The organism is Arcicella sp. GW821-FHT09D11 (assembly GCF_059416265.1).
In genome coordinates this window covers 147,479-168,971 of the sequence record NZ_JBWKOV010000008.1, presented here as the reverse complement: position 1 = coordinate 168,971, position 21,493 = coordinate 147,479, and the positions used below count along the sequence as shown (strand labels likewise).

Sequence of the window (21,493 nt, the reverse complement as noted above, 5' to 3'; positions counted from 1 at the left end):
ACTAAAAGAGCTGTGGACGATTACTCCACAGCTCTTTTTATGTTATGAAAATATTTTTCTTTGTGCTTCTTCCAAATCTTCAGGAATATCTATCCCAAAACTATCATAGGGCGTTATGGCAATGGTAATTCTAAAGCCGTTAGCAAGCCATCTCAGTTGTTCCAAAGACTCTACTTTCTCTAAAAGAGCAACAGGTAATTTTGTGATTTTCTTCAATACATCTACTCTGTAAGCATAAATACCGATATGCTTGAAATAATCGTGAGCATTTAGCCATTTATCTTTTTCGATGCCCCTCAGATAGGGAATAGTTTGTCGGGTAAAGTAAATTGCTTCGTTGAAATTATTGAAAATAACTTTAGGCGTGTTAGGGTTAAATAAAGTAGCCTCGTCTTCAATACGCTTTACTAATGTTGCCAACTCGGTTTTGCTGGTCAGGCATTTAACTAAAATATCAATTTGCTTGGGCTGGATAAAAGGCTCGTCGCCTTGAATATTGATTACATAATTATATCTTTGGAATTCTTTGCCCTCTTTTCTTCGATCGGTTTTTGAAACAATTTGTAATGCTTCGAAACAGCGATCAGTTCCGCTTGGATGTTTAGAGGAAGTCATCACTACTTCGCCCCCAAAGCTTTTTACGTGTTCAACAATTCTTTGATCGTCTGTAGCAACTACTACCTTTGAGAGCAGATTAGATTTTGAGGCTTGTTCATAAACACGTTGAATCATGGATTTTCCGTTAATATCTACCAAGGGCTTTCCAGGGAAACGTGTGGAAGCATAGCGAGCAGGAATAATACCTAATATTTTTAACACTGATAAATTGGATTAGGATGAAATTGCAAAAATATATGTTTAAACTTGTAATCGAAGATTCAAATTAAAATGTAAAATAACAATAAAATTTATGCTAAAAAAAATAGAGGAAGCTTTCGGTGGGAAAATTTGGAATACAGCCTTTTTTAATGATAAAATGGTGTTGGAAATAAGGGATGAAACTAGCCGACAAGTAAGCTTTTCTGCATTGGATTTAAAAACGGGCAAAATTTTATGGAAAGACTTTTCTCCTGAAAAATCGTGGTGGTTGGGTTTAGTAGGCATATTTGGAAATCATTTAATCTTACACAAATACTCAGACCAACAAAAACCTGAACCTTTGGGAGTAGTCGTTATCAACATTGATAGTTGTGCAATTAAAGAAAAAATAGAGGATTGGATTTTCTTTAGTTGTGATGGCAATATTTTAGTGCTTTATCAGTTAGATGAAAGTAATATGCCAGTTTACAAGGAAATTATAATAGCATCAGTGCCATTTTATGATTTTGTCCCAGACCAAAATGAGCATTTGGTTAGGCATTATCCCGATTCAAGTCCGTATTTCCCAACGATTTTTAGATTCCTTTACCAATTAATAAATATTGAAGCCCAAAATGGGGTAGATTATCTTGAAGTCAATGACAAAATTATAATTTCTTACTATATTTACAGAGGAAACCAATTCCAAAACTATTTATTAGTAACCAATAAAGAGAAACAAATTCTACTGCATGATTTTATTGCTGAAAGTGAGGGAATAGGAATAGATACCTTTTCAATGAAATCTAGCATTTTATTATATATTAAAAATCAAAATCAACTCATCGGATATGAAATATAACACTAAGTCCGTTGCTAAGATTGTCTCTATCTTTCTTTTGTCAGCAACATATACTTCTGCTTTGGCAAAAGAAATTAGCCTAGATTCAGTTACAGTACGTAAAGAAGATGGAAAAACTTATGTAATTCATAAAGTAGAACCCAGACAAACTCTGTATTCTATTCTGAGGAAATACGGAAGTTCAATGTCTGAATTCAAAGCGGCAAACCCAGGAGTATCGGAGAATATGAATATTGGGCAACAGATAAAAGTGCCTTATAACAAAGCTACTACGTATACTGTTCCTGCAAGGACATCCGCTAATCATAGTACTGCAATATTGACACCAGATCCACCAAAATCTGCCACACATACTGTAGAATATGGACAAGGGTTATACGGTATTGCGAATAAATACAAAATTTCAATTGCTGACATCAGAAGATGGAATAACTTAACCAGCGACCAATTAACGGCTGGACAAGTGCTGATTGTAGATGCAAAAGAATACGAAAAAAGTAAAAGATACGCTGATAATCAAGTTAGAACTGAGGTACCTAGAACAGAAATCTACAAACCAGTTGATGCTCCTGAACACGCTAAAATAACGGCTAAAACAGAAGAACCTTTACCTAATGACGTAAAAACATCATCAGAAGTAGTAAGAACAGCATCAGGTTATAGAAGAACTATTGAGTCGGGATTGGCAGAGTTGATTGATGTAGAAGATAACTCAGGGAAATATTTAGCATTACACCGTTCTGCAGGAGTTGGAACTTTAATTAATGTAAAAAATGTTGCTAATGGGCAAAGTATCTGGGTAAAAGTAGTAGGAAAATTGCCAGATTTAGGAAGCGATAAAGTGATTATTAAACTTTCACCAAGAGCTTTTGAAAAATTGAATCCTACTGAAAAAAGAATCAGAGCAGAGCTTAATTATATGACCCCTTAAAAAATGCGACGCAATAAAAGACAAATTACTTTTGGGCATATCGTGTTTAATGTTCTTTACGCATTAGCATTTCCAGCCATATCAACTTTTGCTTTTTTATATACTGTTTTAGTATGGATTTTTTCTATTCCATCTAAGATTATCGCATTTGTTGCTTCAAGAATTAAATAAACTAGTGGGAATGAATCAGTTGACTCATTCCCACTAGTTTTATATTTCCCCTTCAAAAATGACTAACTACGTCGCAGATTTATTAGAAGAAAAGTATTTAAAGTATAATCAGCCTAATTTTATTCCAAACGATCCAATTTCTATTCCGCATCTTTTTACCAAAAAAGAAGACATCGAAATCATGGGTTTCTGGTCAGCCGTATTGGCGTGGGGTCAAAGAAAAACCATTATCAATAAGTGTAAAGAATTGATAACGTTGATGGATGGTAGCCCTCATGATTTTATCATCAATCATCAAGATTCAGACCTCAAACCGTTTCTATCGTTCAAACATCGTACCTTCAACGATATTGATACCCTTTATTTCATCGCTTGGTTTCGTCATTATTATCAAAAATACGAATCTTTAGAAGAAGGTTTTCTGGTTGAATATACGTCATCAGAGCAAATTAATGTCAAGCAGAACCTTATGTCTTTTCATGAGCTTTTCTTTAGTCTGGAAAACTATCCAGAAAGAACAAGAAAACACATTGCCACACCCCTGAAAAACTCTTCTTGTAAACGCCTGAATATGTTTTTGCGTTGGATGGTCCGTAAAGATAGTCATGGGGTTGATTTTGGTATTTGGCATCGTTTAGATACTTCAAAACTCATTTGTCCTTGTGATGTTCATGTAGAGAGAGTAGCACGTAAATTAGGCTTAGTTGAAAGACCAAAACCAGATTGGCAAATGGCAGTAGAATTAACTGAAAACTTGAAATTGCTCGATGCCAAAGACCCTGTAAAATATGATTTTGCGTTGTTCGGTTTAGGAGTAGAAGGCGAAATGTAAAATACGTAGAAATGAGCATTTAGCTTTGAGCATTGAGTTTTTTAAAATAGTAAACAATAGCGTTAACAATATCTTTCAAGATGAAAATTATCAAAGAGCCATTTGGACGTTTTACAGAGTACATTTTGTCCAATCCTGCAACGGGTGAAGCCGTGAATATTTTGCCAGCATTCGGAGGCACAATCCGTAAAATGATTTTTCAGAAAGAAGGCAAACTTTTCAATGTAATAGCTGGAGCGGATACCGACGAGCAATTGGTAAATGAAATGGCAACTTATCCATCAGCACATTTGTTTCCTTGGGGAAACAGAGTACGAGATGGAAAATATATCTTTGAAAATACTACTTATCAATTACCGATTAATGAAGTAGGACTACATAACGCTATTCATGGATTTGTGGCTTTTGCAAATTTTGAAGTTGTTCAAGAAGAGGTAGATGACACTAAAGTAAGCATTGTCATACAGTTTGAATATAAAGGCAATCATGTTGGTTATCCTTTTCCTTTTGTGTTAACGATAACTAATACACTATCAAATACTGAAGGTTTTAAGATAACGTATACTATCAAGAATACAGGCTCTACAAAAATGCCAATGGTATTAGGGTGGCACCCATATTTTAAAATCGAAGGTGAAAATGCCAACGATTGGCATATCGATTTTCCTGCAGCAGAACAGTCTATTCCTGATCAACAGATGATTTCTATCAGTAAAAAGCCCGTTGATTTTAGCGGAGGTATTGCATTGGACAATCAAATCCTAGATGCTGTTTTTACAGTTAAAAAGGCTGAGAAAATTACGGCTGTGCTTCATTCTCCTAAACAGAATGTTTCTGTGAATGTTTGGCAAGAAGGACTGGATAATCAATTTACTTTTATGGTTGTTTATATTCCACCAACACGCGATTGTGTGGCTATAGAGCCAATGACGGGCAATACTAACGCTTATAATTCTGGAGATGGCTTGTTGACTTTGTCAGCTGAAGAAACCTATCAAGTGAGCTGTGGTGTATTTTTATCGTAAAAGAAATAGAGAAGGACAATTAAATGTTCTTCCCTATTTTTATATCCTTATTTTTTACGATGTTGTATTCTTTCATATACCATCTGAATGATACCATCTTTCAAACCTAAATCGGGTACAAATATTTTTTTAGCCCCTGCACATTCCATTGCTGATAAATAGATTTGTGCGGCGGGAACAATTACATCTGCACGGTCGGCGTTTAATCGTAATTTATTGATTCTCTCTTCGTAAGTAAACGACGCTACATAGTTTTTCAAGCGTACCAATTCTTCATAACTAATAGAAGTAGCATCTTGATGATTAGGGGAAATATTGAATAATTTACTAATGTTTCCACCAGTACCTACAGCGGTAATATTAGCTGTTTTTACATCAATATTGCTTTCAATCCATCTACGCATTTTATCCCAGTCGCCCTCTTTTTCCTTATGTTCTAACAAACGGACAGAGCCAATTTTGAAAGATTTTGAAGCGATTTTCTTTCTTTCCGAGTAAATGTTCAGCTCAGTCGAACCTCCACCTACGTCGATGTGCAAATAATTAGCATCATCCAAGGCTTGTACTACTACGTCGTTGATAAGTTCAGCTTCTTTAGCGCCTTCGATGATGTTGATTTTCATATCCAAAATTTTATGGATACGGGTAATCACAGCTTCGGCATTTCCTGCTTCACGCATGGCAGAAGTAGCACAAATCATATAATCTTTTACTTCGTGTAAGTCTAATAAAAGTTTATAGGCATTTAATAATTTGAATATTCTTACCTCAGACTCAGGGCTGATTTCTCCGTCATTAAATACATCATGTCCCAAACGTAAAGCAAAACGAACGTATTCTACTTTTTTAAAACTTATTTTACCATCGTTTTCCAGCACTCTTGAGATTTGCATTCTGGCGGCATTCGAGCCGATGTCAATTGCGGCAATTTTCATGAATAATAATTTTGAATGATAATATTATAATTTGTTAAAGGTAAAGCCATTTCCTTCCTCCTCAAAATCAAGCTCTATATTTATTAAATACATCAAATGGCGCTTGTCTATTAACACTTTCAAATCGTTGATTTCGTAAAGCTCATCGTGTTCAGTCATTTTGTCAAAGCCAATCAAATAAGTAGCACTACACGCTCCACCACGCAAACCAACTCTTAAAAAATAATTCTCAGGAATGCCTTTTATACCCAAAGCCCTGATTACCTCTGTTTTGGCAGTTTCAGTAATATTGATGGGAATAATTTTAGTATCTGTCATTGATTTTAGCATTAATGAATAAGTAAACAGTGACTGACTTGGAATAATACAGCTAAAAAGCACTTTCCAATTCAATCAATTTACAGCCTTTAATATTGATTCCTTTATTAAAGGGTAATTTCATTGGGCAAAATTACTTATTTTTGAAGGATTATCGTGAATAATAAACCCCAACATCATGGAATTAGTTGCTGATTTAATAAAGGTTTTACTCCCCGCTGTGTTAGTTTTATGGGCTATGTATCTAACAGTCAGTTCTTTCTTGAAAAAAGAATTAGTACAAAAAGAATTAAATATTAAAGCCGACACAGCGAAAACAATCCTCCCAATTCGTTTACAGGCCTACGAACGCATGGCTTTGTTCTTAGAAAGAATTTCGCCGAATAATTTATTAATTCGTTTATCGGGGAGAGTTGACACCGTTGCAGCATTTCAACAATTGATGCTGGCTGAAATCAGAGAAGAGTTTTCGCATAACCTTGCTCAACAAGTATATATGAGTGATGAGGCTTGGTTAAACATCAAAAATGCCATGAACGAAATAGTAGCATTGATTAATTTATCAGCCAAAGATATCGACCCAAATGCCCCTTCGCTCGAATTATCAAAGCGTATTCTTGAAGTAGTAATGTCAAAAAATATTGCTCCTTCAGACGACGCCCTAAAATTCTTAAAACAAGAGATGCGTAATAATTTTATGTAGGATTGGCGCTACATTAATTTCTTTTTCAACCAACGATTCAATTGTTTGTCAATCTTGAAAGTATATAGGTTACTAAGCACAATCAACGCTAGCATAGTGAGTAACGTAAAAATCCAACCAAATGGTGAAAAATAAGCACCAAATGAATAGATTATTAAAACGCCCGTATTTTCATGGATTAAATACAAAAAGTAGGAAGACTCACCAATATCGCTCAATACTTTATTTTCAAAAAAAGCAAGCTTATCTGGGAGATAAATAAATAAGAAAAATAACAAAAACATACCTATATAGATAGCTTTTGTAGTGAAATTAACGCCTGAATAAATAATAAATAACGAGAAAAATAGGAGGTAGATTTTGATATAAAGAGGTGTTACAATGTTGTTATGCTTGTTTTTAAATAAGGAATAAAACAAAACGCCAATAGCGAAGAAAGGCAAATAAGTGATTAAGTTAAAGCCCTCTTGCATCCATTTTGAATAATCCATCAAAAAAGATGGAATTAAAGCAATACGTATTAAGCCTGAAGAGAATAAATTAATATTTAGTTTGAAATCATTCACAACGATGAAATTAACAACAACCAAAATAGTTGAAGTCAGCATGAAATTTTTAAGAAATCTCTCTTTATTAAAATAATAGATGGTACTAGAAAGGAAATAGAATTGTAACTCAGGCCAAAGACTCCAATAAGAATCGTTTAAATAATGGAGTTCTACATTAAATTTACTGAATAGGGTATTCAATAAATTTGGATGAATAAAAGTAATGCTCGGTATAAAATTAACTATCTGATGACTGTTGTAAAATATATTATTAGTATCAAAAAGGTTGAAAATAACGTAGGTAATTATTGAGGCAATAATCATAGAAGGCAATAACCTCATTAATCTTTTCTTCCAAAAGGAAAGAAAATATTGTGTGTTATCAAGCGTGAAAAATATTACAAAGCCACTAATGATAAAAAAGAATTCTACTCCCAAATAGCCCCATCTGAAATAATCGTAGTCATTATTGTAGGGATAGAGTGAAACAGGATATAAAGGCGGTATTCTTCGTGAAAAATAGTGAAAAAGCATTACTGATAATATTGCCAATGCCCTAAAACTATCCAATAACGTAATTCGAGTTTTTATCATATTTTTTGATAGGATTATTTTTTATAGTTTATACAACTTGAAGTGTTTGCAAATTACACTATTCAATCTCAATTCTCCAAGTTTTCATAAATTGTATTTATTTAAGACAGTAGCTAGCTTGAAATGATTTATCGCTAAAACTAATCACTTAATTCAATGAAAAGTATTTATATTTTTAGCGGACTTGGAGCAGATGAAAGGGTTTTTAAAAAGCTAGACTTTTCGGGTTTTGAAATTACTTTTGTGCATTGGATCGCACCTGACAGAAATGAAGCCATAGAGCATTATGCACTTCGGCTAACAGCACAAATTAAAAACAATAGTCCAATTTTGATAGGACTTTCGTTTGGAGGAATGATGGCTACAGAGGTGGCAAAGTTGATTGATGTAGAAAAAATAATAATCATTGCTTCTGCTAAAACATACCAAGAAATTCCTTTCTATTATCGCCTTGTAGGACTGTTAAAACTTCATAAACTTATTCCTTCAGCAGTGCTGAAAACACCAAATCTGTTCAGTAACTGGCTTTTTGGCACAGAGAGTACAGCAGATAAAGATATGTTAGCAAGTATTATGGTGGATACAGACTCAAACTTTTTAGTTTGGGCAATTGATAGAGTTGTTAATTGGAGAAACGAAACTATTCATAAAAACTTAGTACATATTCATGGAACAGCGGATAAAATTTTGCCTTTTTACTTTGTGAAAAGTGATATAAAAGTAAGTGGAGGAGGGCATTTAATGACTTTAAATAAAGCGGAAGAACTGACGAAAGTAATAAGACATTTACTTGAGTAAGCTTCATTATTAGTAAATTCTATGTTAAAATGATAATGAAATGAATGAAGAAGAACTACAAAATATAATTAATAAGTTTGAGGAAACTGAATTGAAGAAACAAGCTATTTGGGGGATTTTCCGATACCGCGGAGATTTCGATGAAAGTTTTATAAAAGCAAATAAAGAGGGCTTAGAATTATTTGCTTTGGAATTGCTAAAGGCTTCTCTTGAGAGCAATAAAATTATAGAAGACAAAAAGGATAAAGTAATACCTCTCGATTATTACGGAGATTGGATTAGTGAAGATGCCGATGCATACCTCAAATATATTCAGCTAATAGATGAGAAACAGCCATTAAAACCCGAAATAGAATATAAAACCACTTTAGCTGACAAACTGATACCCTATTTATTTATAACCTTTTTGATTATTTTAATCGTGGCACTTTTGATAGGATTAGGGAGAATGATTAGTTGGATATTTTAATCTCTTTCTAGCCGTTAGTTCACTTACGACTTAACAGGAAAAGAGCGTCTGCTCATGCTGTATAAAATATTCTCAGAAGGAGTGAATTTAGATTAGTCAACTTTTAAAAAGTTGACTAATCTGTAAAAAGTTAATTAATCGGTAAAACATAATAACAAATCTAAACCTTCAACTTAGTCTCAGCCTTAATTTCAGACATGACAAAAATGCTATGAGTACTGCCGATGTTTTCTAAAGACGCTAATTTGTTCATCAAAAATCCTTGGTATTCACGCATATCGTGCACGATGATTTTTAACATAAAATCGTAATCTCCAGAAATATTATAACATTCCTGTACTTCATCAAGCTGAACAATTTCTTTGACAAATTTTGCCCCTGCTTCCTGAGCATGTTCCTTTAGACGAATGCTACAAAAAACCATTAAATCTTTCTCGATTTTCTCGCGATTTACTAAGGCAACATAGCCTTTTATTACGCCTTCTTTTTCAAGTCTTCTTACACGTTCATAAACGGGAGTAGGCGATAGATTCAGCCTGCCTGATAATTCTTTGGTTGTCAGATGAGCATCTTCTTGCAAATGCTTTAAGATTTCTCTATCAGTTGAGTCTAGTTTCATATTGATGTGTTTTTGTAATTTATCTATTCACTAAGATAATTTATCTACTATTTATTAAATAAAGGTTTGAATTTAATAAATATTGTCCATTTTTTTGTTTTAAAGTAGAAATTGTATCCAATTTTATTTAATAAAGCAAATGAATTATCTTTTTGGGATAACTTTGTGCCTAATTTATGTTATTTGGATGAACACAAGTATTTTTGTATTTTATTATAAACGAAATCATGGATTTATTCAGTGTTTTTACCCGAATATTCATCTAAATGTAAGTCTATAATATTGTGCCACGGAAAGATAAATAAGTAAATAAAGCTCAAAGCTTCTGGCTTATAGCTCATAAAAGATATGAACAATCCTAATATAAGAGAAATCTTGAAAAACAGAATCCTAGTGCTTGATGGTGCTATGGGGTCGTTGATTCAAGAATATAAATTAACTGATGCTGATTACCGTGGTGAAAAGTTTCGCAATTTCCCGCATGAAGTAAAGGGAAACAACGATATGCTTTCTATTACAAAACCAGAAGTAATCAAAGAAATTCACGCTAAGTATTTTGAAGCAGGTGCTGACATTGCCGAAACAAATACCTTTTCAGGTACTTCTATCGCGATGGCTGATTACCACATGGAAGAGTATGTCTATGAATTAAACTATGAATCGGCTAAAATTGCGCGTGAAGTAGCAGATTTATATACAGCCAAGAATCCTAGTAAACCTCGTTTTGTAGCAGGTTCTATTGGTCCAACAAACCGTACACTTTCGCTTTCACCTGATGTAAACGACCCGGGTTATAGAGCAGTTACCTTTGATGAATTAGTAGAAGCCTATTACGAACAAATTCAAGGCTTAGTAGATGGTGGTGCGGATGTGTTATTAGTAGAAACTATCTTCGATACACTGAATGCTAAGGCGGCTTTATATGCGATAGATTTATATCAAAATGATAAAAAGAACGGAACGATTCGTCCTTTAAAAAGCACATCTATTCCCAAACAAAATAATCCTAAAGCAGTACTGGCTAATCCAGATACTAAAATTCCTGTAATGGTTTCTGGAACAATTACGGATGCTTCGGGACGAACGTTATCTGGACAAACTACTGAGGCTTTCTTGGCTTCGGTTTCACATATTGATTTACTTTCAGTGGGGTTAAACTGTGCTTTAGGTGCCGACTTAATGCGTCCTTATGTACAGATTTTGGCTGATAAAGCACCGTTTATGGTGTCTGCCCACCCTAACGCTGGTTTACCCAATGAAATGGGTGAATACGACCAGTCGCCAGAGGAAATGGCAGTCATCGTTGAAGATTTCCTTCAACATGGCTTTATGAATATCATCGGTGGATGTTGTGGAACAACGCCTGCGCATATAAAAGCCATTGCAGAAGTAGCTGCCAAATATCCCCCACGTCAATTACCAGAAGTACACAATCATCAGATTATTTCTGGTTTAGAGCCTTTGATTATCAAGGAAGATACCATGTTCGTAAATATTGGCGAACGTTGTAATGTAACAGGTTCAAAGAAATTTGCTCGTTTGGTTCGGGAAGGAAAATATGATGATGCCATTGCGGTAGCACGTGAACAAGTAGATGGTGGGGCACAGGTAATCGACGTAAACCTGGATGAAGGAATGATTGATGGGGTAGAAGCCATGAAAACATTCTTGAATTTATTAATGGCCGAACCAGACATTGCTAAATTACCGATTATGATTGACTCCTCTAAATGGGAAGTAATCGAAGCGGGTTTGAAATGCGTACAAGGGAAATCTATCGTAAACTCTATTTCACTGAAAGAAGGTGAAACGAAGTTCAAAGAATCGGCTGAGAAAGTAAAACGTTATGGTGCTTCGGCAGTAGTAATGGCTTTTGATGAAGAGGGTCAGGCAGATTCTTATGAAAGACGTATTGAAATTTGTAAAAGAGCTTATGATATTTTGGTGAACGAAGTTGGTTTTCCTCCAGAAGACATCATTTTTGACCCAAATATCCTGACAGTCGCAACTGGTCTGGAAGAACATAATAATTATGCTGTCGACTTTATTAATGCTACCCGTTGGATAAAAGAAAACCTTCCCTTCGCTAAAGTGTCGGGCGGTGTATCTAATATCTCTTTCTCATTCCGTGGGAATGAGCCTGTTCGTGAGGCCATGCACACTGTCTTTTTGTATTATGCTATCAAAGCTGGTATGGATATGGGTATCGTAAATGCAGGTCAGTTGGGTGTTTATGACGACATTCCAAAAGATATGCTGGAGCTTTGTGAAGACGTATTGTTGAACCGCAGAGATGATGCTACTGAACGCTTGGTAACCTTTGCAGAAACGGTAAAATCAAAAGGGAAAGAACAAGTAATAGATAATGCTTGGAGAGATTTGCCAGTATCAAAACGCTTAGAACATGCCTTAATTAAAGGACTTACAGAATTTATTGACATAGATGTAGAAGAAGCTCGCCAGTCAGTAGAGAAGCCATTGCATGTAATTGAAGGGCCATTGATGGACGGCATGAATGTAGTAGGTGATTTGTTTGGAGAAGGAAAAATGTTCTTGCCACAGGTTGTAAAGTCTGCTCGTGTAATGAAAAAAGCCGTAGCCTACTTATTGCCGTTTATTGAAGCAGAAAAGCAAGATGGCGAAAGTTCTTCAGCAGGAAAAATACTCTTAGCTACTGTAAAAGGAGATGTACACGACATCGGTAAAAATATTGTAGGGGTAGTATTGGGTTGTAATAATTACGAAATCATCGATTTGGGGGTAATGGTACCAACTGCCAAAATTTTGGATGAAGCAAGAAAACATAATGTTGACATCATCGGACTTTCGGGTTTGATTACGCCTTCATTGGACGAAATGGTAGGGGTTGCCAAAGAGATGGAGCGTCAAGGCTTTAAAATGCCTTTGTTAATTGGTGGTGCCACTACTTCAAGAATCCATACCGCAGTTAAGATTGACCCCCATTATGCTGGACCAGTGATTCACGTGTTAGATGCCTCTAAAAGTGTACCTGTAGCAGGTAGATTAATGCAGAGTGAGCAGACCAATCAAGAGATTTTTGATGAAATCAAAGGACAGTATGCGCAGATGAGAATTGACCATGCTAGTCGCCAGAAAGACAAAAACTATGTGCCGATTGAAAAAGCTAGGTTAAATAAAGACAAAATTGATTGGACGAATTTCAAAGCTAAGAAACCAACATTTTTGGGTAATCGTTATTTTGATAATTATGATTTAGCTGAAATCGCTAAATACATAGACTGGACTCCTTTCTTCTCAACATGGCAGTTATCAGGAAAATACCCTAAGATTTTTGATAATGAAATAGTAGGAGCGGAGGCACGTAAATTATTCAACGATGCGCAGGAATTATTGAAAGAGATTATCGATAATAAATTATTAACAGCCCGTGCCGTTGTTGGTTTTTATCCAGCTAATTCAAATGAAGATGATATTATTTTGTCAGATTTTGAAGAAGTAATCCGCGAAATTCCTTGTGAAAAGCATGGAATGCATACGCACAAAGAATATCGAGTGGTAAAAAATGACGAAACGCCAACGATTTTGCATAATCTTCGTCAACAAGGACAAAAGGCATCACATTTACCTAATCTTTGTTTAAGTGACTTTATTGCACCCGTAGAAACAGGTGAGCAAGATTATATCGGTGCTTTTGCCGTAACTGCGGGTATTGGTATCGAGCCATTGATTGAAAAGTATGACCGCGACCATGACGATTATAACTCTATCATGGTAAAAGCCCTTGCTGACCGTTTGGCGGAGGCATTTGCTGAATTGATGCACGAACGCACTCGTAAAGAATTCTGGGGATATTCAAACGAAGGAAACTTAAGTACCGAAGACTTGATTTCGGAGAAATATGATGGTATTCGTCCAGCACCAGGATATCCAGCTTGTCCAGACCATACCGAAAAAGCAGCCTTGTTTGATTTATTACAAGCAGAGGAAAAATTAGGAATTATCCTGACAGAAAGTTTTGCGATGTATCCTGCTAGTTCAGTAAGTGGATGGTATTTCTCGCATCCAAGCAGTAAATATTTTGGTTTAGGCAAAATAGCGAAAGACCAAGTGGTAGATTATGCAAACCGTAAAAACATGAGTTTGGAAGATACCGAAAGATGGTTAGCACCAGTGTTGAATTATGATTAACAGTAAATCGAGATTTTATCTTGATATTCGATAATAAAACAATAAATCCTCTCTTAACATTTTGTTGAGAGAGGATTTTTTTGTTATAAACCTTTTCTTAATCTATTCAATAAACCTTTCATAGCATTACTACCATGACCAGACTTAATAGTTTTATAATTAGACTTTTTTCCATCGTAATACTCTTTTACAACTTTATAAGCTAAATCTACTTTTTCAGCAGGGTTCATTAATGACATATTCCTTTGCTTTTTTATGTAAGAACTGTTAAAATATGTGAATTTGAGATTATTGGTTTAATGGATTTTTTAGCTCCGTGGCTGTTCTCCTAACAAGTTCATAAATAGGTTAAAGGTTAACTAATTCTTTCACTTAAATCACCTATAAAATTACTTAATCATACAGTCAGATGTTAAATTTTAGATATTATGGAAGGTTAAACGGATTTTAGTGATAAAGAGGAGATAATCAGTGCTAGTTGAGAGACCAACCACAAAAGAAAACCCGTCAAGTTAAAAAACTGACGGGTTAAATTTATACAGTTACTATTTTTTATAAACTAGCCTTTTTCATAGGCATCACATTGGGGAGCAGTACCGTACCATGGCTTACCACTAAAGAATACAGCCGTTCCTGCATCAAAAGTACGATGTGGTTCAGGTTCGAAAGTCATGTGCTCTCTACAATAGAAGAAAAAAGTGATATTTGAATGCTCTTCTGCGTATTTTTTGGCTGCCTCTACAGTTGTTGAATAAGTAGATATAATATGGTTGTTCCATGGTGCCCCTTCAAATTCTGCAACATTTGGTTTTTTCACCCAGCTAACGGGAGTTATGGCAGCCTTATATTGTTTTGAAGCTTCTTTTATTCCATTAAAATAATCTAAATAACTTTGTTTGATTGGCCCTCGTAGCTCATCACACATTTTATTACATTGGCTAACCACATCTACAATATCAAGAATGTTAAATACTATATCTACCACTGACATCACAACCGCCACAACAGTTACAAACTTTCCAAAAGCATTCATAGCCTCGAAAGCACTAGTATTAACTTCTTCAACAGGGACACCTCTCTCTTTAGCTATATTTTCAATAGTTTTACCTGCTATTTTAAGCTTATGGAACATGATTAGTATAGATGCCCCCATTAAAATGCTTTTAGCAAGTGCAACACCTTGAGGTGGCTGAAAGCCAATAAGAACATTCATGAATTTTTCAACGTCAGCATCAGTTCTGGCACTCATATTTAGTTCATCAAGGGCATCATATACTGCATTGATTTCATCACAATTGAAAAGAAGTCTTGCCGATTCTGCATATCTTCTAAAAGTTGTGGCATCTAATCTTCCGGATTTTCGTTGAACCTCAGCCGTAAATTGCAGTAGATACGCTCGACAAGTTCTTGTATCTAACCCCACTGGAGCTTTGGAAGCAATTAAATTGTTATTTAACTTATATTTCTCTACATAGCGTTTTATATTATCATTGATATTTCCTGAAATATCTTTATCAACAGTTGTTAGCTTATCATTTAACTCTTTTGATTTGCTAGAAATAACGGCTCTCTCTATAGTAGCTGCTGCTTCTAGCGCCGCAAACGCAGCCATCCCTAAACCAAAAGACCAAATGGAGGCTACTGCAGCGATATCGGCAGCCATTTGAGTAGCATCGGCAGCTATTGTCCGATCTCTAACATCACAAGCCAAATCATAAAGAGTATCAAACTCATTATTAACAACATGGTCTGAATCATAATCACCTACTTGCAAGAAAAGATTTTGCTCTGTGATAATATTATCAATATTTCCATCGCTCTCTGAATCCCAAGTAGCCATGTAGTTTAAATACGTCATTAAGTCTGTACTAGCCATAAAATTAGTTTTTAAATACTCCTACTCTTAAGGTTTTTCAGATTTCACCCTTACCGTAAATGCCTCCGTAAGTAAGCTCGTTTTTTAAAGTGGTAGCTGAACTCCACTTTTCAAAAGCTATTGATAACACAAATTTGAGACAAGAAAGAGGACTGTGTAAGAGGAAAAATAACCCTTTTTAAAATCGGATATAAAGCACTGTTTAGAGGATTTTTATAGGTATTTTTATGTGGTATTTATTGACTTTTGCGTCAGTATAACGATACTATGTTACAAAAGTTGAGAGTAAAGACAGGGCAAAAACGGAATTGCACTAAGTACAACTAGAACTTAAGCTAAAGCAGACATCTGAAAAATTATATAAACTTGAAGAAAAATTTAGAAGCATATATGAGGTTTAAACCTAAATTTAAAGCTGAATATGATGAATTATCAATGCAAATCGAAGAAAATAAGCTAGTTGAAACCGATTATAAAAAATATTTGAATTACGGTATAAGCTTATTAAAAAATATTGACTTTTATTATAAAAGAGTGGGAATAGAGAATAAAAAGAAATTATTAACGACAATTTTCCCTGAATCGTTTACTATCGAAAATAATACTTGTCGAACCAATAGAGAAAACCGACAATAGTGGTTTTAAGAGGTTTAAAGGCTAATTTTAGACAAAAAAATAGCGGAATAATAGACTTGAATCTATATATTCCGCTAATGTACCCAGAGCCGAGGTATTTCGAAAACGTTAACTTTCAGATTTTCAAACAATTACAAAAAGAGGTTGAAATTTTGTTGAAATAATGACTGTTTCGCTGATTATTATTGATACTCACTTCATTAAAAATGAAGCTTTTGGTGATGCATCTACTCTTCTAGTCTTTTTCTAATACTGTCCTTTAATTTATTATTATCAACAAAAGGATTTACTTCTCTCATAATTACAGGATTTAAGCGTTCCTCTTCTTCATTATATAAATCAGGAACATTCCTTTCTCTTATCTCTGGTTTCATTCTAATAGCGAATCCTTTTACCTTCTCGCCAATATTTTTTGAAACTTCTACAGGTTTATCAATGGATAGCATAAAGTCAAAGGCTGCATTACCTATTAAAGCATATTTATCAATAATGGCTATAATCTCTCTCTTTGTCTTATTGTCTGGTGAAATAGTCATGTTTTCATCATTACAAAACCTTGAAAGTCTTTCATTTACCGTTTCAGGCGAAATATCTAAAACTTGATTTCTAAAAATATGGAATTGCTTGCATATGTAACCAATATCCACTCTTCCATAGTTGTCTAAATAATTTTCAATGTATCGCTGTTTATTTGATTCTTCAATAGCTTTTTGATGTACTACAAATTTGAATACATTGACCATTTCTATCAAGAAATATGCCTGCTCCATTGTAAGAAGCTCATTAGATTCTACTTTATCTTTCAGGTCTAAAAGCCATGTTCTTAGTACCTTTCCTTTGGCAGTTCTCGAAAGTAATGCAAGCTCTTCAGCAGTACGTTTTGTAAGGAGATATTCAATTCGAGTATCCTCTTCAGAGGTATTCTCAGACAGTTCAATTATTTCTTTATAATCTTTATAAGGGAAAAAACTATCTAATAGGTTATCCTTTATCCATACATTATACTCTGAATAATCTAATCCAATTACATCATATAATTCCGTCACTTTATACGGATATTCACCTCCATAGTTTGTAAGCATAGTATTATTTAAGCGTTAAAAGGGTGATTTTATATTAATGTTTTTCAAAAAATAGTTGGCATTATATGCTTTAATTCCGTTCAATATTTCGTTGATTTTTAATGTAAGTCTTCCTAGTTATTATCCACTTTTAGAAAAAATATTGTTAGTTGTTGCTGTCCAAGTTGAATTATTTTTGAAATGAACCTTCTTTAAAATAACTCGTATTTTTGTTGTATTATCATGACCAAACAAATCCCATAAACAATCTAATGACTCATTTAAATTGATTTCTTCTTGTGATATGCCTTTAAAAACATTTTTGTGATATAGATAATGATTGACTGGCTTATTAAAATTGTCATAACAAAGAATTTCTACGGTAAAAGCATCTATAATTTTATTAGAAATATTGACAACAGATATATTTGCTTCTGGATTACCAATTGAATTAAATGATACACTTGCATTAGTAAGAATCAGGGGACTTCCTAGTTTTTTGAATTTTTGAAGTAGTTCATACCAACGTAACTTTTCTTCTAGATCTTTCTTTTCAGATTCAAGGGCTTCTAATTCTTCAGTTAGTACATTTATTTTCTGCTTTTTTATCTCCTCTTTTTCTTTTTCTGCATTCTCTATTAGCCTTAAAGTATCTATTTGACCCTTTATCTCATCAAAACTTTCAAAGTTGATAAAATAGCTATATCCAACTTTATCTTTATGTTTCACAGATAAGAAATCATTTTTGAAACCTACTACTTTAATGGTATCACCTTCATTAATTTTCCAGACAATATTATCATTTAATAGCACTGGTGTATCCCTAACATCTACACTATACTTTGCAATAATTTCTACTTGCTTAAAAGATAGATTTGATTTTAATATTTTATTTATTTCATCTTCTTTTATCGCTTGATCTATATTACCTAATTGGCTTAACAACGCCTTTTTCTGTGCTTGCAGGCTATCTGTCTTTGTTTGAGATTTTACTTCACTAAATGATAGAATTAAACAAATGATGATTAAGTATTTCATAAAGAGTGATTTTAATATTTAATAGGTGTTATTTCTTTTTCACATAAGTCTTATTTCCATTTGAATTAATATAGTATCGCCCACCACGTGGCCCAGTATAGATAGTTCTATCTGAAGATGAAGTTCTTGTACTTGATGGCGTATAAGAGCTACTTGTACTTGAAGGGGTATAACTACTACTAGTTGATGGTGTAGAAGTACTGCTTGTAGTTGATGGAGTAGTACTGTACGAACTTACATTAGTTGAGCTTTGGCTTGATGTCGATGATGGTGGAGTATAACTAAATGGCTTCCCAGTTTCATTTAGGATAGAGGGGACATAATTATATGGATTTTCCAGGGGTTTTGAAGTTGTAACTATTACTTCATTTGGAAGGGTGTAATGATAATGATTGACTGTGCAAGAGCTTAAAGATAAAGCTGCAATCGCCATTTGTAATAGTTTTTTCATAGACCTATTTATTTTTAAAATGTGTATTAACTGAAATTTTAAATATTATTAAGATGTTCCTAGAAATCCGTATCAGATTTTACCATCATTGCTTTTTTCAAGTTTTGAATTGCGTTTTCCATCGTGTTTGACAATTCATCTAACATTTCTAGATACATTTTTTTATTTGGTGGACTAAATAGGCTTCCTACATTATTTTCAGATATTTCTATAGATCCTAAAGAATTATAACCAGATTCTCCGACTTCAACAAAATCAGTCGCTATATATTTATATCTACCATCTTTGATTAAAATAGTAAATGTGAGATTCCAATAACCTACATCGTAATTCTTTATTTTAGTCTTATACTTATAAGTAATAATTGGCTTTAATACTATTCTACCACTGGCTTTATCACTATAATCAACTACTGCTTTGGTCGAAACAAATGTTTTTGTTGCCCAGCCCATTGCTCTATCAAATAGTTCATCTTTACCTATTTCATCTACACTAAAGACACCTTCATAAGTAACCTTATGTGTAGTATTATCAATTGGGAATTTCTCTAATTGAGAGTAAGAATATTGAAATGAAAACAATAGAATAGTGACTATTTGTAATAGTTTTTTCATAGAATTATTAATTTAATTACTTAGGTAAATATTTATCAAGTTTAATATAGTATGTCTTAGGCGGCTAATGAGTTTCGGGCTAAGCCCTATTGGCTTCACTCAATATTTTAATTTTTTCTTCTTGTAACTCGTTTATTTTTTTTAAGTATTCATTTTCTTTTATTTCCCACTCCCGTTTAGCTTTTTCAAAGTCTAATTGGTCTTTAGTCTTATAGAGCACTTTAGTTTTATAATCTGGATTAGACTCTTGTACTTCTTGGTTTGAAAATCTATATAATTCATCAATTGTAATTTCAAGGGCACCTAAAATTCTATCAATAGTCTCTTTTCTTGGATTCTCTGCTTTGAAATAGTTTCTAACAGCTTGATTTGAAATGCCAATTTTATTGGCTAACCAACTGTCGGTTATTCCTTTATTTCTTAAATATTTATTTAGGGTGTTACCAAAGTGATAATTTAGATTCATTTTAAAATACGGTAAAGTTTGAAAAAATAAACTATAATAGTTGTTTATTTTAAACTATTGTAGTTACATTTGTACAAGTAAATATTACAAGTAATTATTACTTGTAAATGTATAAAAATTATCAAGCTCAAGCGAAAATTTTATGACAAAGAATAGGCAAAACTTACTGAGCGGTAGTAAAGAACTAAAACTTGAATTTCTGGAAATCGCTTCCCGTCTGCCTGAGACATGGATTTCTATATATGTAGATAAGTTCTGTCAGAATATCAGGGGAATGGCATTGATTAATAAGTATAATCGTCTCCAGAACATTAAAAACCTAAAAAGCACTCCAGAGCCATCTGAGATGCGAAACTTATATAAGATTTTGGAGATGGATAAAACAATTACAGATAAGGGTAAAATATTAGAAATAGTTTAAAATCAATCAACCAATAAACAACAAGAACATGTCAGCAATCACACAGCCTCAAGTATTAATTAAGATTAGAATCAATCCAATGGCATCATCACAACCTCTATCAAGAGTTGTTCACCCTTTAATTGTTTCTACAAAAATCGGGCGTTTGCGTAGAGCCATCGGCTATAAACTTGGTATCCTTTGCTCAAGAGAGAAATGGTTAGACCAAACTATCAATTACCTAACTATTTCTCCCTTATATCAACAAGGTGGTATATGGGGTCGCTTTGTAGAGTTTGCAGGGAAATTGGGCATCAATCCTTTATACTTTGCTAAAACGTTAACGTTGGAAGAGCTTCCTATTATCTCCAAGGGCGTTATGATGAACATCTGTCTTCAGGCAGAGGAAATTGCGATGAAGGAAGAAAGAAGTTTTGATTATTTGAATTTCAGAAGAACAAGTTTCAACACGTATGCAATGTTTGATGGTGATGTAGATACGGCTTATACATTGTTTATTGATGGCAACGAGATTGACTAAGCTATGAAACTACTCTTTTCGCTAGGGCTATTACTTTTTGGTATTTGGCTTGCCTTTAAAGTATCACATAAAGATTGAAAAACAGAACAGTATTATAGGATATGCTTTTAGAGATTCCGAAAGCATACCTTGGGTAGGATGGTTTGGCGGCCTACCTACTCGCAAACTACTTAGGCGTATTGATGTAATGGTGGGTAGATTTTTTACCCACTATTCTACCTCTTAATAATTGTTAGACTTATAAAAAAACAATCATGGAACGACTAGAAAATTCATATTTATACCAACGCTTTGAACGGTGGTTTAATACCAAAACGGAAAACTTTCAGATCGGCTTTATTTACCTTATCGTAACGCTATTTGTTTGTAGTATCGGAATGATTAGCGTAGGGCTATTTTTTATCAAATGTTAGGATGATACGTGATAATCAACCCTTTGAAAAACTTACTCAGCAAGATATTCAAGACACCATCTTGTATTATCAACGTGAGGTAAAACGGTGGGAAGTCTTCAAACAACAAACCCACTATTTTCAAAGCTTTGCGGTTGATAATATCAAAAAATACCAGGATAAAATTACCCAATTGAATGCCTTTGCCTCTGCTAGAAAGCAGGAATGATTTAAAGATTTAAGCA

The 21,493-nt window shown here is 33.9% G+C and carries 24 protein-coding genes; 12 read left to right on the top strand and 12 right to left on the bottom strand.

Annotated elements, in window-relative coordinates; genetic code table 11:
- Window positions 1–42: 42 nt before the first annotated feature.
- Window positions 43–819 carry a 3-deoxy-manno-octulosonate cytidylyltransferase gene (gene kdsB / locus AC07N0_RS19525; protein ID WP_309919836.1) on the bottom strand — a complete coding sequence of 259 codons (777 nt, stop codon included), beginning with the start codon at window positions 817–819 and terminating at the stop codon, window positions 43–45.
- A gap of 91 nt (window positions 820–910) precedes the next feature.
- Here kdsB and AC07N0_RS19520 point away from each other — a divergent pair, with 91 nt between their 5' ends.
- From AC07N0_RS19520 to AC07N0_RS19505, 4 genes are all read left to right on the top strand, one after another.
- The gene (locus tag AC07N0_RS19520) at window positions 911–1,660 is read left to right on the top strand and encodes a DUF4905 domain-containing protein (RefSeq protein ID WP_494590609.1); all 750 of its coding nucleotides are present in this window, start codon (window positions 911–913) and stop codon (window positions 1,658–1,660) included.
- The gene (locus AC07N0_RS19515; RefSeq protein ID WP_494590608.1) at window positions 1,650–2,591 is read left to right on the top strand and encodes a septal ring lytic transglycosylase RlpA family protein; all 942 of its coding nucleotides are present in this window, start codon (window positions 1,650–1,652) and stop codon (window positions 2,589–2,591) included. The genes AC07N0_RS19520 and AC07N0_RS19515 overlap by 11 nt, the downstream gene beginning before the upstream one ends.
- 229 nt (window positions 2,592–2,820) lie before the next feature.
- Entirely contained in the window at window positions 2,821–3,594 is a 774-nt protein-coding gene (locus AC07N0_RS19510) for a TIGR02757 family protein (RefSeq protein ID WP_494590607.1), read from the top strand.
- 80 nt (window positions 3,595–3,674) lie between these two features.
- Window positions 3,675–4,619 carry an aldose 1-epimerase gene (locus tag AC07N0_RS19505; protein WP_494590606.1) on the top strand — a complete coding sequence of 315 codons (945 nt, stop codon included), beginning with the start codon at window positions 3,675–3,677 and terminating at the stop codon, window positions 4,617–4,619.
- A 47-nt stretch (window positions 4,620–4,666) separates the two neighbouring features.
- Here AC07N0_RS19505 and AC07N0_RS19500 read toward each other — a convergent pair whose 3' ends face one another.
- Both AC07N0_RS19500 and AC07N0_RS19495 read right to left on the bottom strand, forming a co-directional pair.
- Window positions 4,667–5,554 carry a Ppx/GppA phosphatase family protein gene (locus AC07N0_RS19500; RefSeq protein WP_492799134.1) on the bottom strand — a complete coding sequence of 296 codons (888 nt, stop codon included), beginning with the start codon at window positions 5,552–5,554 and terminating at the stop codon, window positions 4,667–4,669.
- Window positions 5,555–5,578: 24 nt separating this feature from the next.
- On the bottom strand, window positions 5,579–5,872 hold the full coding sequence (locus tag AC07N0_RS19495) for a HesB/IscA family protein (RefSeq protein WP_309919815.1): 294 nt from the start codon (window positions 5,870–5,872) through the stop codon (window positions 5,579–5,581).
- A 178-nt stretch (window positions 5,873–6,050) separates the two neighbouring features.
- Here AC07N0_RS19495 and AC07N0_RS19490 point away from each other — a divergent pair, with 178 nt between their 5' ends.
- Window positions 6,051–6,575 (top strand): DUF7935 family protein, encoded by a 525-nt coding sequence (locus AC07N0_RS19490; protein ID WP_494590605.1) that lies wholly within the window; start codon window positions 6,051–6,053, stop codon window positions 6,573–6,575.
- 8 nt (window positions 6,576–6,583) lie between these two features.
- Here AC07N0_RS19490 and AC07N0_RS19485 read toward each other — a convergent pair whose 3' ends face one another.
- Window positions 6,584–7,717, bottom strand: coding sequence for an acyltransferase family protein (locus tag AC07N0_RS19485; RefSeq protein ID WP_494590604.1), 1,134 nt, complete (start codon window positions 7,715–7,717; stop codon window positions 6,584–6,586).
- A gap of 156 nt (window positions 7,718–7,873) precedes the next feature.
- Here AC07N0_RS19485 and AC07N0_RS19480 point away from each other — a divergent pair, with 156 nt between their 5' ends.
- Together AC07N0_RS19480 and AC07N0_RS19475 are read left to right on the top strand one after the other, a co-directional pair.
- Window positions 7,874–8,515, top strand: coding sequence for an alpha/beta hydrolase (locus tag AC07N0_RS19480; RefSeq protein ID WP_494590603.1), 642 nt, complete (start codon window positions 7,874–7,876; stop codon window positions 8,513–8,515).
- A gap of 40 nt (window positions 8,516–8,555) precedes the next feature.
- A complete protein-coding gene (locus AC07N0_RS19475) occupies window positions 8,556–8,984 on the top strand; it encodes a hypothetical protein (protein WP_494590602.1) in 429 nt (142 codons plus the stop codon).
- Window positions 8,985–9,144: 160 nt separating this feature from the next.
- On the opposite strand, the gene AC07N0_RS19470 is transcribed toward AC07N0_RS19475, so the two are convergent.
- Window positions 9,145–9,603, bottom strand: coding sequence for an Lrp/AsnC family transcriptional regulator (locus AC07N0_RS19470; protein ID WP_309919803.1), 459 nt, complete (start codon window positions 9,601–9,603; stop codon window positions 9,145–9,147).
- Between the two features lie 348 nt (window positions 9,604–9,951).
- Here AC07N0_RS19470 and metH point away from each other — a divergent pair, with 348 nt between their 5' ends.
- Window positions 9,952–13,773, top strand: coding sequence for a methionine synthase (metH, locus tag AC07N0_RS19465; RefSeq protein WP_494590601.1), 3,822 nt, complete (start codon window positions 9,952–9,954; stop codon window positions 13,771–13,773).
- Between the two features lie 83 nt (window positions 13,774–13,856).
- Here metH and AC07N0_RS19460 read toward each other — a convergent pair whose 3' ends face one another.
- Window positions 13,857–14,012: a hypothetical protein gene (locus tag AC07N0_RS19460; RefSeq protein ID WP_494590600.1), complete on the bottom strand. Its 156-nt coding sequence runs from the start codon at window positions 14,010–14,012 to the stop codon at window positions 13,857–13,859.
- 320 nt (window positions 14,013–14,332) lie between these two features.
- Window positions 14,333–15,649, bottom strand: a complete 1,317-nt coding sequence (locus AC07N0_RS19455; RefSeq protein ID WP_494590599.1) for a hypothetical protein — start codon at window positions 15,647–15,649, stop codon at window positions 14,333–14,335.
- A 366-nt stretch (window positions 15,650–16,015) separates the two neighbouring features.
- Here AC07N0_RS19455 and AC07N0_RS19450 point away from each other — a divergent pair, with 366 nt between their 5' ends.
- Window positions 16,016–16,285, top strand: coding sequence for a hypothetical protein (locus tag AC07N0_RS19450; protein WP_494590598.1), 270 nt, complete (start codon window positions 16,016–16,018; stop codon window positions 16,283–16,285).
- 227 nt (window positions 16,286–16,512) lie between these two features.
- Here AC07N0_RS19450 and AC07N0_RS19445 read toward each other — a convergent pair whose 3' ends face one another.
- The 5 genes from AC07N0_RS19445 to AC07N0_RS19425 form a co-directional block, all read right to left on the bottom strand.
- Window positions 16,513–17,367, bottom strand: coding sequence for a hypothetical protein (locus AC07N0_RS19445; RefSeq protein WP_494590597.1), 855 nt, complete (start codon window positions 17,365–17,367; stop codon window positions 16,513–16,515).
- A 120-nt stretch (window positions 17,368–17,487) separates the two neighbouring features.
- Complete coding sequence (locus AC07N0_RS19440; RefSeq protein ID WP_494590596.1) at window positions 17,488–18,384, bottom strand: DUF5780 domain-containing protein; 897 nt, start codon at window positions 18,382–18,384, stop codon at window positions 17,488–17,490.
- 28 nt (window positions 18,385–18,412) lie between these two features.
- Window positions 18,413–18,835, bottom strand: a complete 423-nt coding sequence (locus tag AC07N0_RS19435; RefSeq protein WP_494590595.1) for a hypothetical protein — start codon at window positions 18,833–18,835, stop codon at window positions 18,413–18,415.
- A 59-nt stretch (window positions 18,836–18,894) separates the two neighbouring features.
- Window positions 18,895–19,449: a DUF4468 domain-containing protein gene (locus AC07N0_RS19430; protein ID WP_494590594.1), complete on the bottom strand. Its 555-nt coding sequence runs from the start codon at window positions 19,447–19,449 to the stop codon at window positions 18,895–18,897.
- Window positions 19,450–19,528: 79 nt separating this feature from the next.
- On the bottom strand, window positions 19,529–19,915 hold the full coding sequence (locus AC07N0_RS19425) for a helix-turn-helix domain-containing protein (protein WP_494590593.1): 387 nt from the start codon (window positions 19,913–19,915) through the stop codon (window positions 19,529–19,531).
- Between the two features lie 142 nt (window positions 19,916–20,057).
- Between AC07N0_RS19425 and AC07N0_RS19420 the strand changes: the two genes are divergently transcribed.
- The 3 genes from AC07N0_RS19420 to AC07N0_RS19410 all read left to right on the top strand — a co-directional run bounded on the left by AC07N0_RS19420 (window position 20,058) and on the right by AC07N0_RS19410 (window position 21,477).
- Complete coding sequence (locus AC07N0_RS19420) at window positions 20,058–20,336, top strand: hypothetical protein (RefSeq protein WP_494590592.1); 279 nt, start codon at window positions 20,058–20,060, stop codon at window positions 20,334–20,336.
- A 28-nt stretch (window positions 20,337–20,364) separates the two neighbouring features.
- Window positions 20,365–20,856: a hypothetical protein gene (locus tag AC07N0_RS19415; protein ID WP_494590591.1), complete on the top strand. Its 492-nt coding sequence runs from the start codon at window positions 20,365–20,367 to the stop codon at window positions 20,854–20,856.
- A gap of 414 nt (window positions 20,857–21,270) precedes the next feature.
- Window positions 21,271–21,477, top strand: coding sequence for a hypothetical protein (locus AC07N0_RS19410; protein WP_494590590.1), 207 nt, complete (start codon window positions 21,271–21,273; stop codon window positions 21,475–21,477).
- Window positions 21,478–21,493 lie beyond the last annotated feature (16 nt).